The sequence below is a fragment of the Pantoea rwandensis genome (assembly GCF_000759475.1).
Lineage (GTDB): Bacteria > Pseudomonadota > Gammaproteobacteria > Enterobacterales > Enterobacteriaceae > Pantoea > Pantoea rwandensis_B.
On record NZ_CP009454.1, the window covers coordinates 3113941 to 3138368 of the forward strand.

Genomic DNA, 24428 nt, shown 5'->3' on the forward strand with positions numbered 1-24428 from the left:
TTTATGAATTGGCTGAATCGCTTACGTCCTTTCTCATTACGCGCCCGGTTTTTACTGGCGACCGCCGCTATTGTGCTGTTTTTGTCGCTCTCCTACGGCATGGTTGCCGTAGTCGGCTATGTGGTGAGTTTCGATAAAAACACTTATCGCGTGATGCGCGGCGAGAGCAACCTGTTCTTCACCCTGGCGCAGTGGCAAAACAATAAGCTGACCATTGCCCAGCCAGAGCGTATGACGCTCAATTTCCCGACGCTGGTGTTTATCTACGATGAACACGGCAAGCTGCTGTGGCAGCAACGTGATGTGCCGGACATCCGCAAAAACATTCGGCGTGAGTGGCTGCTCAAGCCCGATTTTTATGAAATCGACACCACAAATCGCACCAGTCTGGCCGCCATCGGCAACAACTCCGAGGTCAAAGAGCGGTTGCATCAACTGGACAGCGACAACAACGACACCTTTACCCACTCGGTCGCCGTCAACCGTTACGATGCCACCACCAACTTACCGGCACTGACCATCGTAGTGGTGGATTCTATCCCCCAGGAACTGCAGCACTCGGATGTGGTGTGGTCATGGTTTAGCTATGTGCTGGCAGCGAACCTGCTGTTAGTGATTCCGCTGCTGTGGCTGGCCGCGCACTGGAGCCTGCGCCCTATTGGTGATTTAACCGCGCAGGTGCGGGAACTGGAAACGGGTCATCGCGAGAACCTGGACGACAATCCGCCGCAGGAGTTACGCAGCCTGGTGCGAAATCTCAACCTGCTGCTGACCAATGAGCGCCAGCGCTACACGCGTTATCGCACCACCCTGTCTGATTTAACGCACAGCCTGAAAACTCCGCTGGCGGTGTTGCAGAGTACCTTGCGCTCCCTGCGCAGCGGTAAGGAGCTCACCGTGGAGCAGGCTGAGCCGGTGATGCTGGAGCAGATCAGCCGTATTTCACAACAAATTGGCTACTACCTGCATCGTGCCAGTATGCAGGCCGATCATAATCCGCTGCAGCGCGATCTGCATTCGGTGTCGGCACTATTGGACAGCCTTTGCTCGGCGCTGAATAAGGTTTATCAGCGCAAAGGTGTCGAAATCACCCTGGATATTTCCCCCGAGTTGACCTTTGTCGGTGACCAAAATGACTTTATGGAAGTGCTGGGCAACGTGCTGGATAACGCCTGCAAATACTGCCTGGAATTTATTGAGGTCAGCGCACGGCAAACCGACAAGGCACTGCATCTGTTTATTGATGATGACGGCCCCGGCATTCCTGAAAGCAAACGCGATCTGATCTTCGTGCGCGGTCAGCGTGCCGATACGTTACGTCCCGGCCAGGGCCTTGGCTTAGCCGTGGTCCGCGACATCCTCGAACAATACGCCGGTCAGGTGATCGCCAGCACCAGCCCGCTGGGCGGTGCCCGCATGGAAGTGATTTTCCAGCGTCAGGAAGTTGAACATCACCGCGAGTAGAAAGGCCTGCGGGCTGTTATACTTGCCTGCATTCATGGCCCTAACCGGAACACTCGTATGGACTATCAGCTCGATATTAACTGGCCCGACTTTATTCAGCGCTACTGGCAAAAACGTCCGGTGGTGCTCAAGCGTGGTTTTAAAAACTTCATTGATCCCATTTCTCCTGATGAGCTGGCGGGTCTGGCGATGGAAAACGAGGTGGACAGCCGCCTGGTGAGCCATAACAACGGCAAATGGCAGGTTAGCCATGGTCCGTTTGAAAGCTACGATCATCTCGGCGAGAGCAACTGGTCGCTGCTGGTGCAGGCGGTTAATCACTGGCATGAACCTTCTGCCGCGCTGATGCGCCCGTTCCGTTTCCTGCCTGACTGGCGCATCGACGATCTGATGATCTCTTTTGCCGTTCCGGGCGGCGGTGTAGGCCCACACTTCGACCAGTATGATGTGTTTATCATTCAGGGCACCGGCCGTCGTCGCTGGCGCGTGGGCGAAAAAGTGCCGATGAAACAGCACTGCCCGCATCCCGATCTGCTGCAGGTTGAGCCGTTTGATGCCATCATCGACGAAGAGATGGAGCCGGGCGACATTCTGTACATTCCGCCAGGATTCCCGCATGAGGGCTATTCGCTGGAAAATGCCATCAATTATTCGGTCGGTTTCCGTGCACCCAATGGCCGCGAGCTGATTAGCGGTTTCGCCGACTTTATGCTGGCACATGAGCTGGGCAGCTATCGTTTCAGCGATCCAGATGTGCCTTCGCGCGATTGTCCGTCACAGATTTTGCCCTCTGAAGTGGAAGGGATCCGTCAGGTGATGTTGGATGTGATCAACCAACCAGAACAGTTCAATCAGTGGTTTGGCGAGTTTATCTCGCAGTCACGTCACGAACTGGATATCGCCCCACCAGAGCCGCCGTATCAGCCTGATGAGATTTATGATGCGCTGCAGCAAGGCGATGCGTTGACGCGCCTTGGCGGCCTGCGCGTGTTGACGCTGGGCGACGCGGTATTTGTGAATGGGGAGCGTGTGGCGTGCAGCCACCCAGAAGTGCTGGCGGCACTGGCACACAATCAGGTGTTAACGCTGGAAGATTTCGGCGATGCGCTGGACGATCCGTCGCTGCTGGCACAGCTTGCGGCGCTGGTGAACAGCGGCTACTGGTTCTTCGGTGAGTAATCTGTTGCGCTAAAAAAATCGCGCCTCTTTATCACGGCGCGATTTGCCACCCGTGTTTGCCGCGACAGAGACGCTGTCGACTGCGCCGCCACGTAAGATATTGATAAAAGGCCTGCTTAGCAGGCCTTTTTCATACTATTTCTTCTCTGCTGCCAGCGCAGACAAGCGTACTATCACATCTACCGCCTGCGACATCACATTTAATGACGCAAACTCGTGTTTACCGTGGTAGTTATAGCCGCCGGTGAACAGGTTCGGACACGGCAAACCCTTCCACGATAGCGCAGAACCGTCGGTGCCACCGCGAATCGGCTTCACCACCGGCTCGATACCGCAATCACGAATGGCCTGCAGCGCCAGCTCAATAATCTGCGGATGTGGCTCAACTTTCTCACGCATATTGCGGTAGCTGTCGCTGATCTCAACTTTCACTGAGCACTCAGCCTGCAGCCCTTTCCCAACGCGCGCCGCAATCTCTTCCAGCAGCTGTTTACGCTGTTCATAACTGTCGGCGTCGAAATCACGAATCAGATACATTAACTCGGCATGCTCAACCGTGCCTTTGATGGTGTGCAGATGGAAAAAGCCTTCATAACCGTCAGTGAACTGAGGTTTTTCTTTGGCGGGTAGCTCAGCGTGGAAACGCATTGCCAGATCCAGTGCATTCACCATCACGTTTTTCGCACTGCCGGGGTGCACGTTATTGCCGGTGATTTTCACCATCGCGGTCGCGGCATTGAAGTTTTCAAATTCAAATTCGCCGAGATCGCTGCCATCAATGGTGTACGCCCAGTCCGCTGCAAAACCTTCAACATCGAAATGAGAGGTGCCGCGACCAATCTCTTCATCAGGGGTAAACGCCACACGAATCGCGCCGTGCGGAATATTCTCTTTCACCAGGCGTGCCATCGCCGTCATGATTTCAGCGATACCCGCTTTATCATCTGCGCCGAGCAAGGTTTTGCCATCGGTGGTGATCAGCGTATGGCCAATCAACTTGTGCAGGATCGGGAACATCACCGGCGAGAGGATTTCATCGCCGTTGCCCAGCGCAATATCGCCGCCACGGTAGTTTTCGATAATCTGCGGATTGACGTTTTTAGCGGTGAAATCCGGTGACGTATCCATATGCGAGATAAAGCCAATCACCGGGGTCGGCCAGTCAACGTTGGCGGGCAAAGTGCCCATCACGCAGCAGTGATCGCTCAGGGACACATCAACAAATCCCAGTGCAATCAGCTCTTCCTGTAACTGACGCGCCAGCGTCCACTGCCCTTCACTGCTGGGCACCTGACGCGCCTGCGGTTTTGACTGAGTTTCTACTGCCACATAACTGAGAAAACGCTCAAGTAATTGATCCATTTGTCATCCCTCTAAAGAACCTGCGTTATTATCATGGCGCGTGAGGCGCGCCATGTTGCGTCAAATCATTATCCTTCAGGTTAGCGTTCTCAGCGCAAAGTGCTTAACCAGATATCGTCTTACTTATACAGCCCGCGTAGAAAGGTATGCACAAAATCCGGTACCACTTCACTGGCTAAGCCGTACTGGCTTTCCGCGAACTCATTGCCAACCTGACTTGGCTCCAGATTGAGTTCAACGGTATGCGCACCCTGCAGTTTTGCTTCATGCACAAAACCGGCGGCGGGATAGACATGCCCGGAGGTGCCAATGGCGATAAACAGATTGGCTTTCTCGATCGCCTGATAAATCTCTTCCATGCCGAGCGGCATTTCGCCAAACCACACCACATGCGGACGGAGTCGGGCCGGGAACTGGCAGCAGGTGCAGCGATCGTCCGGCTTCACATCTTCCGTCCAATCCAGCACCTGTCCACTGCTTTCACAGCGCACTTTTAGCAATTCACCGTGCATATGCAGCACGCGCTGACTGCCTGCCCGCTCATGCAGATTATCGATGTTCTGCGTCACCAACAGGAAGTTGTCGCCCAGCACCTGCTCCAGCTCGGCCAGCGCTTTGTGCGCGGCATTTGGCTGAATCTCCGGCTGTTGCAACTGACGGCGGCGCGCATTGTAGAATCCTTGCACCAGATCGGGATTACGATGAAATCCTTCTGGTGTGGCAACATCTTCAACCCGATGCTCTTCCCATAATCCGTCGGCAGCGCGAAAGGTTTGAATGCCTGACTCGGCGGAGATGCCAGCGCCGGTCAGTACCACGACGCGCGGTTGCGGGTGCGCAGCCAGTTCAGCTTTGCGATCGCGTTCAAAGATGCGCTGGCGAAAGCGCTGATGCACTTTGCGGCGATTTTTCTTGTCGCGGGCGAGTCGTAGACGGCGGCGCGGTATGCGCATAAAAGCTCCTTATGCTGCGGTGGATGTCACCGCATGTCGGGTGTTTGGCTCAGGATAATGGTTCCCGATAATAGCGGCTGCGCATGACGGCTGCATGCCACAGACGCTGAAAATGTGCGCAGCCGCGAAGGCGGCTGCGTTTTTTATCATTACTGTCCGCTCAGTACGCGAGCCGGATCGATTCGACTGGCACGCCGCGCCGGATACCAGCTGGCAATCAGGCTGAGCAAGATAGCGGTCACCAGCACCGAAATCACATCAATCCAGTGCAACTCCGATGGCAGGAAATCAATGAAGTAGATATCCCCCGCCAGCAATTGATGACCGGTAAGATGCTCCAGTCCACGCACGATCGGCGTCAGGTTGAGCGCCACCAGCACGCCCACCACGACACCGCTGATGCTGCCGAGCAATCCGGCCAGCAAGCCATACCAGATAAAAATGGCGCGGATCAGGCCATCTTTGGCGCCTAGCGTGCGCAGCACCGCAATATCACTGCTCTTGTCTTTCACCGCCATGACCAGCGTCGAGACGATATTAAAACAGGCCACGCCAATCACCAGCACCATCGCCAGATACATAATCGCGCGGATCATTTGGATATCGCGGTACATGTAACCGTAGGTGCCAATCCAGCTCTTAATATAGACATAGGAGTGCGTGGCTTCACCGGCATCGCGCACCAGTTTTTGCGCCTGGAAAGGATCGCTCATCTTCAGCGCAATGCCGCTGACGCTGTCACCCATATCAAGATATTTTTGCGCATCCGCCAGCGGCACCAGCGCCAGGCTGTGATCGAGCATCCCGCTGAGTTGCAGAATGCCTGATACCTGCAGACGAATACGCTTCGGTTGCAGCAGCTTATTTTCACCGTCATTGTTCGGGATCATGATGGTGATCCAATCGCCTTGCTTCACGTTAAGCGATTTCGCGATGCCGCCACCGAGGATGATCTGCTGTTTATCCGCGCCGAACTGCTGCCACGCATCACCATCGACAAAGCTCGGCAAAGCGCTCAGCCGCGATTCCTGTTGCGGATCGACACCCTTCACCTGCAGCGCCTGCATCTTCGCGCCACTTTCAATCAAGCCGGTAAAGTTAATGTAAGGCGCCGCTGCCGCGATACCCGGCACCTTTTCAATCGGTGCAATCATCGGCTGCCAGTTGCGGAAAGGTTGATTCACCGGTTCGATTTCACCGTGCGGGACCACGGCCAGAATGCGTTTGTTCAGCTCGCGTTCAAAACCGTTCATCGCGCTCAAGCCAATAATCAACACGGCAACACCCAGGGCGATGCCGATGGTCGAGATGATGGAGATCAGTGAGACCATGCCACCGCGCCGCCGACCGCGACTAAAGCGCAGGCCAAGCAGCAGGGATAATGACGAACCCATCAGATAGCTCCCAGCGTCAGATGCTCGCTTAGCTGACCGTCGCGCATCTCCATCTGGCGATTCAGACGTTTAGCCAGATTCAGATCGTGCGTCACCACCAAAAATGCGGTGCCCTGCTGCTGATTCAGCTCGCCCAGCAGTTTGAAAATCGCATCGGCATTACGCGCGTCCAGGTTACCGGTCGGTTCATCCGCCATTACCAGGCGCGGACGGTTCACCAGCGCACGCGCAATTGCGACACGCTGACGCTCACCGCCTGACAGCTCCGATGGACGATGCGCAGCACGTTTTTCCAGTCCGACCGCCGCCAGCATTTCCAGCGCGCGCGAGGTGGCTTCTGCTTTTGCAGTTTTGCCAATCAGCAATGGCATCGCCACGTTCTCCAGCGCCGTGAAGTCTGGCAACAGATGGTGGAACTGATAGATAAAGCCCAGCTCGCGGTTGCGCAGTTCGGCTTTCGCTGCAGAGGACATGGCATTCAGTGATTTGCCGTCAAACACCACGTCACCCGAAGTGGGCGCATCGAGGCCGCCGAGCAGATGCAGTAAGGTACTTTTACCCGAGCCGGAGCTACCAACGATGGCCGTCAGTTCGCCTGGCTGCAGGCTAAAAGCCACATTGCGCAGCACATCGGTCTGCACGCTGCCTTCCTGATAGCGTTTGCACAGGTCACGACACTGCAACAAAGGGGTATTACTCATAACGTAAAGCCTCAGCGGGTTGAACGGCGGCAGCGCGCCATGACGGATAAAGGGTTGAGAGCAGCGCGACGATCATGGAGACCAGCGCAATAGTGACCACCTGCCAGACGTTAATATCGACCGGCAACGCCGCGCCATCCAGGAACAGGCCAATCACCGGCATCAAATTATTGAGCTGGCTGGCGAGCAGCACACCCAGCAGCGTACCGAGCAAGGTGCCGATAATGCCAGCACTGGCGCCCTGCACCATAAACACCGCGACGATCTGTCGGCGGGTTAAGCCCTGAGTTTGCAGAATCGCCACTTCACCCTGCTTTTCCATGATCAGCAGACCGAGTGAAGTAATGATGTTAAACGCCGCTACCGCGATGATCAGGCTCAGCAGCAGCCCCATCATGTTTTTTTCCATGCGCACCGCCTGGAACAGATCGCCTTTACGCTCGCGCCAGTCTTTTAACGTCAGGCCATCCGGCAGGTGCTGTTCACTGAAGGCATCCACATTCAGCGGTTTATCCAGCCACAAACGCCAGCCGGTGATGTTACCCAGCGGATAGCGCATCACGCGGGAGGCATCCTGCTGATTAACCAGAATCTGATAGGCATCGACTTCACTGTTAGCAGCATAGGTGCCTGCGACGGTGAAGATACGCTGGCTTGGCAAGCGACCTACCGGCGTGAACTGGCTCACCGTCGGCACCATCAGACGCAGCTGGTCGCCACGTTTCACACCCAACTGAGACGCCAGTTGTTCGCCGAGAATTACATTATATTGGCCCGGTTGTAGCACGCTTTGCTGAGTATTGACGAGATAAGGCGTCAGCGGATCCTGCTCATCAGGATTGATGCCCAGCATCACGCCCACAGAAACGTTGCGCGCGCTTTGTAACACCACATCCGCGGTCGTCAGCGGGGCGACACGCGTGACGCCCTGCAGTTTGAGGCTCTCCGCCGTCACCTGTTGTGGATTGATGCTGCCTTTGTCGCTGGTGACCAACGCTTGCGGCATCAGGCCGAGGATATTGCCCTCCAGCTCACGCTCGAAGCCGTTCATCACCGACAGCACGGTGACCAGCGCCAGCACGCCCAGCGTGATACCGATGGTGGAAAGCCAGGAGACGAAGCGACCAAAGCGGTCTGAGGCACGTCCACGCATGTAGCGCAAACCGATGAATAACGCGACTGGTTGATACATGAGATCCGTCTTGGCAGTTGCCTGAAAATAAGTAGTGGGATGATAAAGGAGCAGCCCTGTTTATGAAACCTCTAACCCTCTGAGTCTGTGGCAAAGTTGCATCCAAATACGTCGCAATCTGCGTCAATGCATAAAATTGCGACAAAATAATGATACTCATTGTGCGTTTATTAGGCATACCCTGCGGTAGACTCGCTCTTGCAGTTAAGAATTTATGTCCAACCGGCACCGCAGTCAGCCCAAAATAATTCGCGCTGTGGCAAGGCGGCAAGCCTGTGAATCCCCGGGAGCTTACTGAAGTCAGTGGCGGGGGTTCGCAGACGCAGCCAATACCGCCACAGCGCGAAGTATGCAGGGCGAAAAGGAGTACATCTCATGTTCAGATATCCCAAAGGCAGTATCGTGAAGCACAAATCGGGAGAAATCAGAGGCGAGATCGTCAACGTCTTTGAACAGGGAGATGCGGCAACCGGCTATTACGTGAAGTGGGACGACGGCAATCACAGCTATCATCTGGAAAAAGAGCTGTCCTGGGCCAACGTTGATCGTCCGCGCATGCACTACACACAGCAATCCAGTAAGTGACTGGGGTTCGCAAACGCAGCCAACGCGGCCACAGCGCGAAATATGAAGGGCGATGAGAAATAGCACCGCGACAGATGATCCTCAGGGCGGATTATGGAATGATGACGCCCTGGAATCCAAGGAGAGAATGTCGAGTCCTTATGTCGGAACAGAGTCGTTATACCCTGCCTGCGAAAGCGGGCGATCATCGTCAGCTCGGCGAACTGATTGGCGCCGCGCAGGCGGTTGAGTGCGCCAGTATCACCGAACGCCACCCGGGTCCGGTGTTGATGATTACGCCAGATATGCAATCTGCCCTGCGTCTGCAGGAGGAGATTCGCCAGTTCACCGATCTGCCGGTCACCAATCTCGCCGACTGGGAAACGCTGCCTTACGACAGCTTCTCGCCGCATCAGGACATTATCTCCGCCCGTCTTTCCACCCTTTATCAACTGCCCAATCTGACGCGCGGCATGCTGATTATGCCGGTCAACACGCTGATGCAGCGCGTCTGTCCGCACAGCTTCCTGCACGGCCATGCGCTGGTGATGAAACAGGGGCAAAAACTCTCGCGCGATGCGCTGCGTGATCAGCTGGAGCAGGCTGGTTATCGCCATGTCGATCAGGTGATGGAACACGGCGAGTACGCCACGCGTGGCGCGCTGCTGGATCTGTTCCCAATGGGCAGCGATCAGCCCTATCGCATTGACTTCTTTGATGACGAAATTGACAGCCTGCGCCTGTTCGATGTGGACAGCCAACGCACGCTGGAAGCGGTTGATGCCATCAATCTGCTGCCTGCGCACGAGTTTCCTACTGATAAAGCAGCGATTGAGCTGTTCCGCAGCCGCTGGCGCGAGCTATTTGATGTGCGCCGCGAGCCGGAGCATGTCTATCAGCAAGTGAGCAAAGGCACGCTGCCGGCCGGGATCGAATACTGGCAGCCGCTGTTCTTTGAGCAGGAGTTGCCCACCCTGTTCAGCTATCTGCCTGCTAACACGCTGGTACTCAACAGTGGCGATCTGCACGGCAGCGCCGATCGCTTCTGGCAGGATGCTAACGCGCGTTTCGAAAATCGTCGCATCGATCCTATGCGCCCGCTGCTGGAGCCTGCAACGTTGTGGCTGCGCCCGGACGCGTTGCTTGGCGAACTGAAAGCCTGGCCACGCATGCAGCTCAGCAGCGAAACGCTGCCAGAAAAAGCCGCCAATACCAATCTCGGCTATCAACCGCTGCCGGAACTGACGGTGCAGGCCCAGGCTAAAGCGCCACTCGATCTGCTGCGTCAGTTCATGGAGCAGTTTGATGGGCAGATTATTTTCTCGGTGGAAAGTGAAGGCCGCCGTGAAAGCCTGCAGGAGCTGCTGGCGCGCATCAAACTGCGCCCACAGCCGATTGAACGCTTTGAAGAAGCCGCCAAACAGCCGCACAGTTTAATGATTGGCGCCAGCGAACGCGGCTTTATTGATAGCGCGGGCCATCGTGCATTGATTTGTGAAAGCGACCTGCTGGGTGAGCGTGTCAGCCGTCGTCGCCAGGATAATCGCCGTACCATCAATCCCGATGTGTTGATTCGCAACCTCGCCGAGTTACACCCCGGCCAGCCGGTGGTGCATCTGGAACACGGTGTGGGCCGTTATATTGGCCTGACCACGCTGGAAGCTGGCGGCATTGTCGCGGAATATCTGATGCTCTCCTATGCGGGCGACGCCAAGCTGTACGTGCCCGTTTCATCACTGCACCTGATCAGCCGCTACGCGGGTGGTGCGGATGAGAATGCCCCGCTGCACAAGCTTGGCAGCGATGCCTGGTCACGTGCACGCCAGAAAGCGGCCGAGAAAGTGCGTGATGTAGCGGCCGAACTGCTGGATATCTACGCCCAACGCGCGGCCAAAACCGGCTTCGCCTTTAAGCACGATCGCGATCAGTATCAACTGTTCTGTGAAGGCTTCCCGTTTGAGACGACGCCGGACCAGGGTCAGGCCATTAATGCCGTGCTGAGCGACATGTGCCAGCCGCTGGCGATGGATCGTCTGGTGTGCGGTGACGTAGGCTTTGGTAAAACTGAAGTGGCGATGCGCGCCGCCTTCCTCGCGGTGGAAAATGCCAAACAAGTCGCCGTGCTGGTGCCCACCACCCTGCTGGCGCAGCAGCATTACGATAACTTCCGCGACCGTTTCGCCAACTGGCCGGTGCGCATTGAGATGCTGTCACGCTTCCGCAGCGCCAAAGAGCAGAGCCAGGTGCTGGAACAGGCGCGTGAAGGCAAAGTGGATATTTTGATCGGCACACACAAGTTGCTGTCAAACGACCTGAAATGGCACGATCTCGGCCTGTTGATTGTCGATGAAGAACATCGTTTTGGCGTGCGTCACAAAGAGCGTATTAAAGCAATGCGCGCGGACGTTGATATCCTGACTCTGACTGCCACGCCGATCCCACGTACGCTGAATATGGCGATGAGCGGCATGCGCGATCTGTCGATCATTGCGACACCGCCAGCCCGCCGTTTAGCGGTGAAAACCTTTGTGCGCGAGTACGACAGCCTGGTGGTGCGTGAAGCGCTGCTGCGTGAAATTTTGCGCGGCGGTCAGGTTTACTATCTCTACAACGATGTCGAGAACATCGAAAAAGCCGCACAACGCCTGGCGGAGCTGGTGCCTGAGGCCCGCATCGCCATCGGTCACGGCCAGATGCGCGAGCGCGAGCTGGAACGGGTGATGAATGATTTCCACCACCAGCGTTTTAACGTGCTGGTGTGTACCACCATCATCGAAACCGGTATTGATGTGCCGAGCGCTAACACCATCATCATTGAGCGTGCTGACCACTTTGGCCTGGCGCAGCTGCATCAGCTGCGTGGCCGCGTCGGACGCTCACACCATCAGGCCTATGCCTGGCTGTTAACGCCGCATCCAAAAGCCATGACCACTGATGCGCAGAAGCGTCTTGAGGCGATTGCCTCGCTGGAGGACCTGGGCGCGGGCTTTGCGCTGGCGACGCACGACCTTGAAATTCGCGGTGCCGGTGAACTGCTGGGCGAAGATCAGAGCGGTCAGATGGAAACGATCGGTTTCACGCTGTATATGGAGCTGCTGGAAAACGCGGTCGATGCGCTGAAGGCCGGGCGCGAGCCGTCGCTGGAAGATCTCACCAGCAACCAGACCGAAATCGAACTGCGCATGCCTGCGCTGCTGCCGGATGACTTTATCCCGGATGTGAACACGCGTTTGTCACTCTATAAACGCGTTGCTTCAGCCAGTGACGAGCAGGAACTGGCTGAGCTGAAGGTTGAGATGATCGACCGTTTCGGCAAGTTGCCGGATGCGGCGCGCAACCTTCTGGATGTGGCGGCTTTACGTCTGGTGGCGCGAGAACTGGGCGTGCGTAAAATTGAAGCCAGTGAAAAAGGCGGGTTCTTCGAGTTCGCGCCGCAGAACCATGTCGATCCCGGTTGGTTAATTGGCCTGCTGCAAAAAGATCCTAAACAGTGGAAGTTGGATGGCCCAACTCGTCTGAGATTCACTCGTGATTTAGAAGAGCGCAAAGTGCGGATGGAGTGGGTGCAGGGCTTCATTGCCGAACTGGCTAAGAATCGGGTTTAGCGTCCTCAGCCGCATCTCGCCTGGCGAAGCAATACCTTGCGCTTCTGCAGGCAACATTGTGGCTATCGGGACGCGAGATACATCTCGCCGCTCCGGTTTACACCATAAAAAAAGCGCCTTACGGCGCTTTTTTCGTTACTGCTGCTGTGACGTGTCTTTGCCCAATCAGGCCTGATTCGAATTCAGGATCAGCTGACCATTACGGTCGAGCGGAATGCGGGTGCCAGGGTCATTTTCCATGCGGATTTTGCCCTGCTGGTCGCCTATTTTATAGGTCACATCATAACCCAGCATTTTTTCCTGTTTGTCGTAAACGGTTTTGCAACGCTGCTCGTTGGTGGTGTAGGTATCACGATCCTGCAGTGCCCCCTGCACCTGGTTACCACCGTAACCGCCCGCCAGCGCGCCCGCTACCGTTGCGACATCGCGCCCACGACCGCCACCAAACTGGTGACCGAGCACGCCGCCCGCCACTGCACCCAGTACTGAACCGGCGATGCGGTTCTCATCCTGTACCGGACGACGATGCGTTAACGTCACGTTGCGACACTCCTGTCGCGGTTGTTTAATGTTCTCTTTGATCGGCGTAGCCGAGAGAACTTGTGCATACTGCGGGCCGCGATCAAAGACATCCATGCTGGCGACTGCGGCAACCCCTAACGCTGCTGCCACGCCGATACCGATACCCGCTAACATTGATTTATTCACAGGAATGTCCTCCTGAATGTTGTTACCGCGCATTCCTGCCGCTACGAAATCCTGTGTAGCCGAGGCATAACCGGCGTGCGCGCCGCGCCGTGTTTGTGGATATAAGTTTTACAGATGGTCCGTAATTGCAACATCAGATTAATGGAGGAAACGCAACGGAAAGCCGTCAGGGCCAGTTTTTCGGAGAGTTCTGAGAGAAGCTGAAATACCGCCGTAACCTTAAACTGAATTGTCGTTTTTCAGCAGATTACGGCAGGCGGAGCGGCATCGGGCGGCAGATAACCGCCCGGCAATCATTAGTGCAGCTTGAGGCGAGGACGCAGCACGCGGTTCAGGCTACCGACCAGCATCATCAGGCCGGTTTTGAAGTATCCGTGGAGCGCAATCTGGTGCATGCGATATAGAGAAATGTAGACGAAACGCGCAATGCGCCCTTCTACCATCATCGAGCCGCGCATCAGGTTGCCCATCAGGCTACCCACCGTGGTGAAGCGTGACAGTGACACCAGCGAACCGTGATCCTTATAGACGTAAGCTTTGAGCGGTTTGCCTTTGCGTTGCGCCAGAATATTTTCCAGCGCGCGTGACGCCATCTGGTGTGCAGACTGCGCGCGCGGTGGCACAAAACCGCCGCCCGGCAGTGCGCAGGAAGCGCAGTCGCCAATCGCGTAGATGTCATCATCCAGCGTGGTTTGCAGCGTGTCTTTCACCACCAGCTGATTGATGCGGTTGGTTTCCAGCCCACCAATCTCTTTCATAAAGTCTGGCGCCTTAATACCGGCAGCCCACACCATCAGGTCAGCATTGATAAATTCGCCGCCTTTGGTATTGAGCCCCTCTTCTGTCGCGCTGGTCACCATGGTTTGCGTCAGGACGCGTACGCCGAGCTTGGTCAGTTCCTGGTGTGCCGCAGCAGAAATGCGCGGTGGCAAGGCTGGCAGAATACGCTCACCGGCTTCCACCAGCGTCACGTTCAGTGCAGAGCTATCAAGGCCTTTGTAGCCATAGCTGTGCAGCTGCTTCACGGCATTGTAGAGTTCTGCTGACAGTTCAACGCCGGTGGCGCCGCCGCCGACAATCGCAATGTTAACTTTTTCCAGGCTACCTTCACTGGCGGAGAAGCGCAGGAACAGGTTAAGCATCTCGTTGTGGAAACGACGAGCCTGATGCGGGTTATCGAGGAAAATGCAGTGATCTTTCACACCCGGTGTGCCGAAGTCATTGGAAGTACTGCCCAGCGCCATCACCAGACGGTCATAAGCCATCTCGCGCTGCGGCACCAGCAATTCACCGTTAGCATCGCGGATTTCCGCCAGCTCAATGGTTTTGTTTTCGCGGTTGATTTGCGTCAGCGAACCCAGCTGGAACTGAAAACCATGATTACGCGCGTGCGCCAGATAGCTCAGGGCATCGATCCCTTCGTCCATCGAACCGGTTGCCACTTCGTGCAGCAATGGTTTCCACAGATGGCTGTGGTTGCGATCGACGAGAATAATCTCGGCTTTCTTCTTCCGACCCAGCTTGTGACCGAGCTGCGTTGCCAGCTCTAAGCCGCCGGCACCACCGCCAATAATGACGATTTTTTCCATAGATGTAGTCAACAAAGATCCCCTCAAAGTTGTAAACCAATAGTTAATTAATGGTTACTAAAAACCTTAATAAACATAGGGTTGGCGACGTTAAATCGCGAGCTGAGGGCAGAATATCACGGCGCTAACGACATATCATAAGAAAATTGATGTACATCAATCTTTCAAGCGCATTATCAGAATGTTAAACGTTTTGTGCGCCGCATCACACGGCGCGCGGAGGCTCAGGCGAGGGATTTAAAGGCCTTAATGCGGTGTAAATGCGGCGAGATGTTCTTGAATTTATGGCTGGCCTGTTCGTCCCACACGATTTCATAGAAAGGATGCAGTTGCGCGGCCGTGCGCTGATTATCCAGCGCCTCGTCATGACGGGACAAAATGGTCAGGCAGCGATCGCGATTCTTTTCGCGAAAATCACTGACGCACTTGGTGGCGATATCCAGATACTCTTCCGGACGATCAATCTTGCCTTCCATGTTCTCAAACGGAAACAGGTTGGGATTGAAGATCACCTGGCGCATACCGCAGAGAAAACCGATACGTTCGGCCCAGTAACCCCCAAGGCCTACCCCGCAAATCAAGGGATGCGCATCACCGCCCTGCTGCTGCAATTTATCGCACTCTTTCAACAGAAACTGCATGTCATGTTTGGGGTGTTGCGTGCTGTAACTGATGAGTCTGACGTCCGGGTCAATAAACTGCAGTTGCAGCACTTTTTCGTGGTTGCCCGGACTGTTGGAATCAAAACCGTGCAGATAGATGATCATGATTATCCTCAGCGTGGAATGAAATCCGGGCAGCGACGCTTATCTGCCCGACGCTTTATGCTCCAGCCAGCGCTCCTGTAGTGCGCTCAGCTGATGATGATTCTGCTTCCAGCGTTCACTGGATTGCAGCGCTTCTCGGGTATAACGCCCCTGATGGTATAACTGCGCCACACGCTCCGCCTGGATCGGCGTCAAGTTATCCAGCACACTCACCGCTCCGGCGCGCTGATTGCACACCAGGATCATGTCGCAGCCGGCATTGAGCGATTGCTGCGCGCGCTCAGCATAACTGCCCATTACCGCAGCACCTTCCATCGACAGATCGTCAGAGAAAATGACACCGTTGAAGCCCAACTCTTTGCGCAACACCGTTTGCAGCCAGTAAGGCGAGCCGCTGGCAGGTAACGGATCCACCTCAGTATAGATAACGTGCGCGGGCATCACCGCATCCAGCAACTGCTCATCAATTAACTGTTTGAAGATGGCCATGTCATGCTGGCGCAGCGTGGCGGCATCGCGCGGATCACGCGGGGTCTCTTTGTGGGAATCAGCACTCACCGCACCGTGGCCGGGGAAATGCTTGCCGGTGGTTTTCATGCCCGCTTCGTGCATGCCGTTGATAAAACGGCGGGCAATTTGCAATGCAATCGCGGGATCTTCATGGAAGGAACGGTCGCCAATCGCCGCGCTGATGTGGCCAATATCCAGTACTGGGGCAAAGCTGATGTCGATATCCATCGCGATCATTTCCGCTGCCATCTGCCAGCCCGCCTGCTGGGCGACTTCACCCGCAGTGGCGATATCGTGCAGGGCGGCAAAAGATTGCATCGCGGGGAGTTTGGTAAAGCCTTCACGGAAGCGCTGCACACGCCCGCCTTCCTGATCCACGGCGACCACTAAACGATTACGCGAAGCGGCGCGAATCTGGCGCACCAGTTCTGCCAGCTGATCCACATCGTGGAAGTTGCGGGCAAACAGAATCAGTCCGCCCACCAGCGGATGTTGCAGAATCTCACGCTCTTCGGCGTCGAGTTCGTAGCTTTCAACATCCAGCATCAGCGGGCCGGGAGTATTCATGGTCATGGTTACAATCCTGAGTTAAAGATCCTGCCAGCTGGCCTGCGCCAGCTGTTGTAAATGAGGGTCACCGCTCTGTTCAGCGCGCAGCTGATACCAGCTGGCCATCAGCAGGTGCAGCCACGGCTGCCAGCGCCACATATGTCGCTTAAGTCGCGCTTCGTCAAGCTGGCTGCGTTGCGCGTAACCCGCAATCCAGTCGATTGGGTGTTCTCCATCGACCGCGCAGAGCGCCGCGAGTTCCAATGCCACATCACCATCGGCAGCATATTCCCAATCGATGAGACGTAAGCCGTCTGGTGTGGCAATCACATTGCCGGCGTGAACATCCATATGAATCGGCACGAGGCGTAACGGCCGGGGTTCACCCTGCCTGATCAGGCGCTGGAGTTGATGTTGCCAGCGCCAGTGGCGTTGCTGGCACAGCTGCCAGTAGTGTTGCAACAGCGGTGTCAGTCGCAAGCGATAGCCTGTCAACGGCTGCTGATGCAGGCGATGCAGCAAGGCAAGCACCGCATCACGCTGTTGATTGAACTGCGCAGGGGTCAGCACCTCGCCGGGCAACCAGCTCTGTAATAACCAGGGATGATGCCAATCCAGTGGCGACGGCCCGAGATGCGCAGCACGCATTTGACGCAAGATGCGATATTCGCGCTGACGATCAACAAACGGGAGCGGTTGCTGCGGCGCACGACGCGCCAGCAGCTCACCCTGCTCGGTTTTCACCCGAACACTGTTGCCACTCAATCCCGGCAGCGCGAAAAAATGACCGGCAGCTTGCGCCGTCGGCCATTGTTGCTGAATCCGTTGTTGCAGTAAGGGATCAGGGTTGAGCAATACCATTGCCTGACCAGATAATTTCACCGGTCTGCACCAGCATCAGCTGCATCTGCAGCGTTGGCGCTTTCACATCGCCCTGTGCGCTGCTGTAAAGCACATACTGCGCGTTGACATTGCGTGCCAGGCCAATCGCTTTGCTGCGCGAATTGAGGCTGTCATCGGCTGATAAGCCCAGCGTCTGTTTTGCCTGTGCCAGCTGTTCTGGCGTCACCAGCGTGAATTTGCCGTTGTTTGCCAGCGCATTCTGGATGGCATCGGTGGCTTTATCGCTCTGCAAAGCGCCGTTGGTGCTGTTCTTGATGCGGTCCACCAGCAGCACACTGCCTGGATTCACACCCGCAGACTGCACCATATTCCCCACTAATGGCTGCACGCTGGCATTCCAGTTAATGGTTTTCAGCTTCGGTGGCTGCGGCACATTTTCCGGCGGCGGCACCGGCTGCACAGGTGGCTGCTCCGGTTGGGTTGGCGTCGTCGGCTGGGTCGGTTCAACCGGCGCCGGAGTTTGCTGTTTCACCACACAACCGGTGAGCATCAACGCAAATAACAGCGCGCTGGAACGTTTTACACTGCGAATCACAGGTTACTCCTCAGAGATAAAGATAGAGACGCACCTTACTGGCGGTCAGGTTACCGATTTGCGAGACAACTTCAGTGCTGCCATGCGCCGGGACAATTTGGGTCTGAGCCGGCTCTTCCGGGGTAATCTCCAGTCCCTTCTCGTCATACCAATAGAAACGGTAATGTACGGTCACTGGCGTTTCCCGCTGATTAAAGAGAACGCTCGAGGCTCGCATTTGCCCATCACGGCTGGCCAGCGTGGGTTCATCGGTGATGATGCCCGCAGAAAGCACGGAAGACTCCATCACCAGCGATTGCGACGTGTTGATCATCGGTTTGTCACTGCTGCACCCGGCAAGGGACATCAGCAGCAGGCCACTCAGCCATTGACGCATCACAAGGTCCGCCTGAGGTTAGATAGACAGCATCGGACCCAGCGGCTGACCGCCGACCAGGTGCATATGAATATGATAAACCTCCTGACCACCATGACGATTGCAGTTCATGATCAGGCGATAACCATCTTCGGCAATCCCTTCTTCTTTCGCAATTTTCGCCGCCACGGTAATCATACGGCCCAACGCATGCTCGTGCGCTTCCTGCACGTCATTGGCGGTAGGGATCAATACATTAGGGATAATCAGAATGTGCGTTGGCGCTTTAGGCGCGATATCACGGAAGGCGGTGACCAGTTCGTCCTGATAAACCACGTCGGCGGGGATTTCGCGACGAATGATTTTACTGAAAATGGTTTCTTCAGCCATGGTGCATTTCCTTAAGCCTGAGTTCAGTCAGGCAGTATGCGCGAGGAATTCGTTTGCTTTCAACCTCAGTACCACTTTTCTTCTGTTAAATGGCTGCCTTTACGCCATTTCATCCCCCAGGCAGCATTGCTGTGCTCTCCCTCTCAAATTTATGCCGTCGCCGATCACTAAAATGAAACGCTGTTTTATAAATTAGAGATATCACGCCAGTTTCTTTGTGTTTTTGCCACTCAACCGTCAACCCTTGCCAAATCGCGAAGGTTTGCCGCTGCACCGCGCTCTACTTTCTATCCAATCCGGGCAAGCAGTACGGAGTAATGAGGGATGTGTCATCCGTCGATTTCAAGGAGAACCTGCCATGCAGTCTCGTAAAATTAGTCTGGGCCATTATCTGGCTTACGGTTCCGGGGATTTTCTCGGCGCCGGCACCACGGCGCTCACCGCTGCCTGGTTACTCTATTTCTACACCACCTTCTGCGGGCTTTCACCGATTGAAGCCACCTTTATTTTTGCTGCTGCCCGCGTGCTGGATGCGGTCGTCAGCCCGCTGATGGGCTTTCTCACCGATAACTTCGGATCCACCTGGCTTGGCAAGCGCTTTGGCCGCCGCAAGTTCTTTATCCTGCTCGGTATTCCGTGTGTTTTCAGCTATAGCCTGATGTGGATCGGCGACATGAGTTTCTGGTGGTATCTGCTGACCTATCTGCTGTTCGATATGGTCTACACCATGATTCTGGTGCCCTACGAAACGCTGGTGCCGGAGATGACCGATGACTTTAAACAAAAGAGCCGCTTCTCCGGCGCGCGTATCGCGTTGGCGCAGCTCTCCTCCATTCTGGCGGCCTTCCTGCCCGGCATTTTGATTGGCTGGTTTGGCAAAGAGAATCCCATCTCCTTCTTTTATGCCAGCCTGGTGTTCTCGGTGATCTGTGCGCTGGTGCTAACCCTGGTGTGGCGCTTCACCTGGGAACGCGCACCGGAGGATTTTTCCGCCGAGTCACGTCGAGCCGAAGAAGAAAAGACGCAACTCTCGCTGTTCCAAAGCCTGAAACGGCTGTATATCGAGCTCGCCTCCACGCTGCGCATCCGTATCTTTCGTCAGCATCTTGGCATGTATTTGGGCGGTTACATCGCTCAGGACGTCTTTAACGCGGTATTTACCTGGTACGTGGTGTTGGTACTGATGCAGAGCGCGCAAATCGCTTCCAGCCTGATGGGCACGATGGCGGTGCTGCAATTTATCGCGGTGATGGCAATGATCCCGCTGTGTATACGCCTCGGACCGGCCCCAGCCTATCGTCTGGTGGTGGTGCTGTTTGGCCTCAGCGCCCTCTCCTACGCCGGGCTGTGGTACAGCGGAATGAACGATAACTTCGCGCTGTTAGTGCTGATCTCGGCCTTCGCCGGTTTAGGACGTGGTGGCATTAACTATGTCCCGTGGAATACCTACACCTATATCGCCGATGTCGATGAAGTGATCACCGGACAGCGGCGCGAAGGTATTTTCGCCGGGATCATGACGTTGACACGCAAAGCCTCGCAGGCCGGTGCCGTGATGATCGTTGGCATCCTGCTGCAACTGGCCGGTTTTACCTCCGGTAAAGCTGAGCAGGTTCCTGCGGTGAGCCACAGCATTCTGCTGATCCTCAGCATCGGCACCATTGGCGTCCTGACCTGCGGTTTCATTGTGTCGCTGCGCTTCAAACTTAATCTGCATACCCACACCGTGCTGCGCGAAGAGACGCTGAAGATGCGTGAAGCCGGACGCGTTGTCCCGGAACGAATTACGCCGCAGGCACGTGCCATCGTCGAAACGCTAGCCGGGATGCCCTATGAAAATCTGTGGGGCAATAACAATGTCGGTTACCTCAACCGTAGTAAGCCCCCGGCGCCCGCGCTATCCACACAACGCGGCAGCTTACCTCCTCTCCCTACCCTGATTAACGATAGGAATGAACCATGACTGTATTTCCGGTAAAACACAGCGCTCTGTTACGCCAGCCTGAATACCTGTTGCCACGCAGTGAGTTAGTGCAACTGATCCACAAACTCACCGACAACCTGGTCAATATCACCGATCATAGCGGCGAGTTTTTGCTGCAGCTGGATGATGGCCGCGTCATTGATACTAAAGGTTGGGCTGGCTGGGAATGGACGCACGGCATCGGGCTGTATGGCATGCTGCATTACACCCAGCAGACCGGCGATCAGGCGACACTCAAGATCATCGATGACTGGTTTAGCGCGCGCTTAGCAGAAGGCACGCCCACCAAAAACGTTAACACCGTGTGCCCGTTCCTGACGCTGGCTTATCGCTATGAAGAGACGGGTAACGCAGCATGGCGCCCGGTGCTGGAACGCTGGGCTGAGTGGGTGATGTATGAAATGCCGCGTACTGAGCAAGGCGGTCTGCAGCACATCGTTTACAACAACGAAAATACCCAGCAGCTGTGGGACGACACTTTGATGATGAGCGTGATGGCGCTGGCGAAGATCGGCCAGTTACTCGATCGTCCGGAGTTTGTCGAAGAAGCCAGCTATCAATTCCTGATCCACACCCAATACCTGATGGATCGCCAAACCGGTTTGTGGTTCCACGGCTGGACCTTCAATGGCCGACACAACTTTGCCAATGCCCGTTGGGCACGCGGCAACAGCTGGCTGACCATCGTCATCCCGGATTTCCTTGAGATGATGAACTGGCCGGAACAGCATGCCACGCGTCGCTTCCTGCAGCAGGTATTGGCCAGTCAGGTAAAGGCATTAGCCGATTGCCAGCACAGCAGCGGTCTCTGGCATACCTTGCTTGACGATCCACAAAGCTATCCGGAAGCGTCTGCCACCGCAGGATTCGCTTATGGGATTCTCAAAGCGGTGCGTAAACGATATTTATCTGATGAATATCGCCCGATGGCGGAAAAAGCCCTGCGTGGCGTGATCGCCAATATTGATGAAGACGGAGAGTTAAAACAGGTCTCATTTGGCACCGCGATGGGCAGCGATTTGGACTACTACCGCCAGGTGCCGCTGACGTCAATGCCCTATGGCCAGGCGATGGCGCTGCTGTGTCTGACGGAGTATTTGCGGGTTTATCTGTAATCGTACCAATGGTGAGGTGCGAGGAAGCGGCGGCAGAAGAGTAAAGTGTCCCGCGACAGAGATGTCGCGGGACGAGCCTCTAGCCCTTACATATTACGAATATAATCATCCATCTCAGTTTTCAGGTTATCGGACTTAGTGCCGAAGATCGCCTGAACACCGGAACCGGCCACCACCACGCCACGCGCGCCGAGGTTTTTCAGTTCATTTTGATTCACTTTCGCCACATCCGCGACGCTCACACGCAAACGCGTAATACAGGCGTCGAGATTGGTGATGTTCTCTTTACCACCAAATGCAGTAACCAGTTTGCCTGCCATCTCGCTACCGGTGGCGCTGCTCTGTTCGATTGCGGTGTCCTCACGTCCAGGTGTTTTCAGATTCAATTTCACAATCAGTACACGGAAAACGGTGTAATAAATCAGGCCGTAAATGATACCGACAATCGGGAACAACCAGATCTTGCTGCTGTTACCGCTCAGCACCACAAAGTCAATCAGACCGTGTGAGAAGCTGGTGCCATCACGCATGCCCAGCAGAATACAGATTGGGAATGCCAGACCCGCCAGAATCGCATGGATAACATACAGAATCGGCGCCACGAACATGAACGAAAATTCAATCGGCTCGGTGATACCGGTCAGGAACGAGGTCAGCGCGGCGGAGATCATAATACCGCCCACTTTGGCACGGTTTTCCGGCTTAGCCGAGTGCCAGATAGCAATCGCAGCCGCAGGCAGACCGTACATTTTGAACAGGAAGCCGCCAGAGAGTTTACCTGCGGTTGGATCGCCCGCCATGTAGCGTGGGATATCACCGTGGAACACCTGACCTGCGGCGTTGGTGAACTCACCAATCTGCATCTGGAAAGGCACGTTCCAGATATGGTGCAGACCAAACGGCACCAGCGAACGCTCAACCACGCCGTATATGCCGAACGCCACCACCGGGTTCTGATAAGCCGCCCATTGTGAGAAATCCTGAATAGCGGTGCCAATCGGTGGCCAGATAAAGGACAACACGATACCCGTGAAAATCGCAGTCAGACCGGAAATGATCGGTACAAAACGCTTACCGGCGAAGAAGCCAAGATATTCAGGCAGCTTGATGCGATAGAAACGGTTAAACATATACGCGGCGATCGAACCGGCAATGATCCCGCCCAGCACCCCGGTATCGGCAAGGTGTTTGGCTTCAATTTCCGCTGGCGGCAAGTGCAACACCAGTGGTGCAACCACCGCCATGGTTTTCACCATGATGCCGTAAGCAACCACGGACGCCAGCGCCGATACGCCATCGTTATTGGTAAAACCGAGCGCCACGCCAATCGCAAAGATCAGCGGCATGTTGGCGAACACGGAACCGCCCGCCTCCGCCATCACATGTGAAACCACAGCTGGCAACCAGCTGAAGTTAGCCGAACCAACACCTAATAAAATACCGGCAATCGGCAAAACCGATACCGGCAACATTAGCGATTTACCTACTTTTTGCAGGTTCGCAAATGCGTTCTTGAACATAGAAGCTCCTGAGTATGAGTGCATATTTGCGCAGTGCGCTGGCAAAGGGGGAGGATCCTTCACCGGGGTGACGCTGAGCGTCTTTTGATTTATTACGAAGGGTAAAATAAATCGATATTTGTTACTTTGACGGCTATCACGTTTCGCTCAAGACGAACGCTTGCTTTCTGTTGTTTTTGACTGAATTGCCTGGAGAAACAGCAATAAATCACTGCCCGTGCCGCGTTATATGCCGCACAGGTCAGTGATTATGGAATTATTACAGAGTTTAAAATAAAGCGGATTAGCCGCCAAGTCGGCTCATTGGGACATGAAACAGACGCGAGAAGTTTTCTGTGGTGGCCGCGGCCAGGGTTTCGATATCAATACCTTTCAGCACAGCCATATAATCCGCGACATCGCGCGTAAAGGCTGGCTGGTTTTCTTTGCCACGATGCGGAACCGGCGCCAGATACGGCGAGTCGGTCTCTACCAGCATGCGATCCAGCGGCACGTAGCGCGCGGCATCACGAATCTGTTCAGCATTGCGGAAGGTCAAAATGCCGGAGAAGGAGATATAGAAGCCCATATCCAGCAACTGCGCCGCAGTCTCTTTATCTTCAGTAAAGCAGTGCAGTACGCCACCACACTTTTCCACCTGCTCTTCACGCAGGATCGCCAGCGTGTCTTCACGTGCATCACGAGTGTGTACGATGATCGGCTTATTCAGCGCGATGCCGGTACGGATGTGTTCACGGAACGAGGCTTGCTGCTGCGCTTTGGTCTCCTGCTGATAGAAGTAATCCAGCCCGGTTTCGCCCAGTGCAATCACCTGCTCTTCAGCGGCCAGTCGACGAAACTCTTCGACATCGTACGGCGCTTCCTGATTCAACGGGTGCACGCCGCACGCCAGAGCGATGTTTTCCCTGTCGCCGACCAGTTGCTTGATCTTATAGTAATCCGGCAGCGTGGTGGCAATCGCCAGCATAAACTTCACGTCACGCGCTGCGGCTTTGGCGATCACATCGTCCAGATCGCGGTGCTGCTTCTCATAATCCAGGCCATCAAGATGGCAGTGCGAATCAACAATAAACATACTTCTCTCTTTTG

21 protein-coding genes are annotated in these 24428 nt (G+C 55.4%); 6 read left to right on the forward strand and 15 right to left on the reverse strand.

The genetic code is table 11. The features are described from left to right. The first annotated feature begins 3 nt into the window (after positions 1-3). Together phoQ and LH22_RS14215 are read left to right on the forward strand one after the other, a co-directional pair. Complete coding sequence (phoQ, locus tag LH22_RS14210; protein WP_038647548.1) at positions 4-1464, forward strand: two-component system sensor histidine kinase PhoQ; 1461 nt, start codon at positions 4-6, stop codon at positions 1462-1464. Between the two features lie 57 nt (positions 1465-1521). Then, on the forward strand, positions 1522-2643 hold the full coding sequence (locus tag LH22_RS14215; RefSeq protein ID WP_038647550.1) for a cupin domain-containing protein: 1122 nt from the start codon (positions 1522-1524) through the stop codon (positions 2641-2643). A 135-nt stretch (positions 2644-2778) separates the two neighbouring features. Here LH22_RS14215 and pepT read toward each other — a convergent pair whose 3' ends face one another. From pepT to lolC, 5 genes are all read right to left on the reverse strand, one after another. Continuing rightward, the gene (gene pepT / locus LH22_RS14220) at positions 2779-4005 is read right to left on the reverse strand and encodes a peptidase T (protein WP_038647552.1); all 1227 of its coding nucleotides are present in this window, start codon (positions 4003-4005) and stop codon (positions 2779-2781) included. A gap of 119 nt (positions 4006-4124) precedes the next feature. Next, positions 4125-4958, reverse strand: coding sequence for a Sir2 family NAD+-dependent deacetylase (gene cobB, locus LH22_RS14225; protein ID WP_034822045.1), 834 nt, complete (start codon positions 4956-4958; stop codon positions 4125-4127). Positions 4959-5107: 149 nt separating this feature from the next. Beyond that, on the reverse strand, positions 5108-6352 hold the full coding sequence (gene lolE, locus LH22_RS14230) for a lipoprotein-releasing ABC transporter permease subunit LolE (RefSeq protein WP_038647554.1): 1245 nt from the start codon (positions 6350-6352) through the stop codon (positions 5108-5110). Continuing rightward, positions 6352-7053 (reverse strand): lipoprotein-releasing ABC transporter ATP-binding protein LolD, encoded by a 702-nt coding sequence (gene lolD, locus LH22_RS14235; RefSeq protein ID WP_038647556.1) that lies wholly within the window; start codon positions 7051-7053, stop codon positions 6352-6354. Before lolD ends, lolE begins: the two co-directional genes overlap by 1 nt. Next, positions 7046-8245: a lipoprotein-releasing ABC transporter permease subunit LolC gene (gene lolC / locus LH22_RS14240; RefSeq protein ID WP_038647558.1), complete on the reverse strand. Its 1200-nt coding sequence runs from the start codon at positions 8243-8245 to the stop codon at positions 7046-7048. The genes lolD and lolC overlap by 8 nt, the downstream gene beginning before the upstream one ends. Before the next feature lie 375 nt (positions 8246-8620). Between lolC and LH22_RS14245 the strand changes: the two genes are divergently transcribed. Next, a complete protein-coding gene (locus tag LH22_RS14245; RefSeq protein WP_038647560.1) occupies positions 8621-8830 on the forward strand; it encodes a hypothetical protein in 210 nt (69 codons plus the stop codon). 140 nt (positions 8831-8970) lie between these two features. After that, the gene (mfd, locus tag LH22_RS14250; protein ID WP_038647562.1) at positions 8971-12414 is read left to right on the forward strand and encodes a transcription-repair coupling factor; all 3444 of its coding nucleotides are present in this window, start codon (positions 8971-8973) and stop codon (positions 12412-12414) included. Positions 12415-12579: 165 nt separating this feature from the next. Here the strand turns inward: mfd and LH22_RS14255 are convergent, their stop codons facing one another. From LH22_RS14255 to hinT, 8 genes are all read right to left on the reverse strand, one after another. Beyond that, complete coding sequence (locus LH22_RS14255) at positions 12580-13122, reverse strand: glycine zipper 2TM domain-containing protein (RefSeq protein WP_038650180.1); 543 nt, start codon at positions 13120-13122, stop codon at positions 12580-12582. A gap of 296 nt (positions 13123-13418) precedes the next feature. Then, on the reverse strand, positions 13419-14723 hold the full coding sequence (locus LH22_RS14260; RefSeq protein ID WP_156102801.1) for an NAD(P)/FAD-dependent oxidoreductase: 1305 nt from the start codon (positions 14721-14723) through the stop codon (positions 13419-13421). Between the two features lie 212 nt (positions 14724-14935). Then, positions 14936-15478, reverse strand: coding sequence for an alpha/beta hydrolase YcfP (gene ycfP, locus LH22_RS14265; RefSeq protein WP_038647566.1), 543 nt, complete (start codon positions 15476-15478; stop codon positions 14936-14938). A gap of 39 nt (positions 15479-15517) precedes the next feature. Next, on the reverse strand, positions 15518-16561 hold the full coding sequence (gene nagZ, locus LH22_RS14270) for a beta-N-acetylhexosaminidase (protein WP_038647568.1): 1044 nt from the start codon (positions 16559-16561) through the stop codon (positions 15518-15520). Positions 16562-16576: 15 nt separating this feature from the next. Continuing rightward, positions 16577-17419, reverse strand: coding sequence for a thiamine kinase (thiK, locus tag LH22_RS14275; RefSeq protein ID WP_430904227.1), 843 nt, complete (start codon positions 17417-17419; stop codon positions 16577-16579). Then, positions 17379-17975: a penicillin-binding protein activator LpoB gene (gene lpoB / locus LH22_RS14280; RefSeq protein ID WP_038647572.1), complete on the reverse strand. Its 597-nt coding sequence runs from the start codon at positions 17973-17975 to the stop codon at positions 17379-17381. Before lpoB ends, thiK begins: the two co-directional genes overlap by 41 nt. Positions 17976-17985: 10 nt before the next feature. Then, entirely contained in the window at positions 17986-18351 is a 366-nt protein-coding gene (locus LH22_RS14285; RefSeq protein WP_038647574.1) for a YcfL family protein, read from the reverse strand. An 18-nt stretch (positions 18352-18369) separates the two neighbouring features. After that, the gene (gene hinT / locus LH22_RS14290; RefSeq protein ID WP_038647576.1) at positions 18370-18720 is read right to left on the reverse strand and encodes a purine nucleoside phosphoramidase; all 351 of its coding nucleotides are present in this window, start codon (positions 18718-18720) and stop codon (positions 18370-18372) included. A gap of 358 nt (positions 18721-19078) precedes the next feature. Here hinT and LH22_RS14295 point away from each other — a divergent pair, with 358 nt between their 5' ends. After that, positions 19079-20683 (forward strand): MFS transporter, encoded by a 1605-nt coding sequence (locus tag LH22_RS14295; RefSeq protein WP_038647578.1) that lies wholly within the window; start codon positions 19079-19081, stop codon positions 20681-20683. After that, positions 20680-21819, forward strand: coding sequence for a glycoside hydrolase family 88/105 protein (locus LH22_RS14300; RefSeq protein WP_038647580.1), 1140 nt, complete (start codon positions 20680-20682; stop codon positions 21817-21819). The genes LH22_RS14295 and LH22_RS14300 overlap by 4 nt, the downstream gene beginning before the upstream one ends. Positions 21820-21905: 86 nt before the next feature. On the opposite strand, the gene ptsG is transcribed toward LH22_RS14300, so the two are convergent. Both ptsG and LH22_RS14310 read right to left on the reverse strand, forming a co-directional pair. Continuing rightward, complete coding sequence (gene ptsG, locus LH22_RS14305) at positions 21906-23339, reverse strand: PTS glucose transporter subunit IIBC (RefSeq protein WP_038647582.1); 1434 nt, start codon at positions 23337-23339, stop codon at positions 21906-21908. A gap of 283 nt (positions 23340-23622) precedes the next feature. After that, a complete protein-coding gene (locus tag LH22_RS14310) occupies positions 23623-24414 on the reverse strand; it encodes a metal-dependent hydrolase (protein WP_038647584.1) in 792 nt (263 codons plus the stop codon). Positions 24415-24428 lie beyond the last annotated feature (14 nt).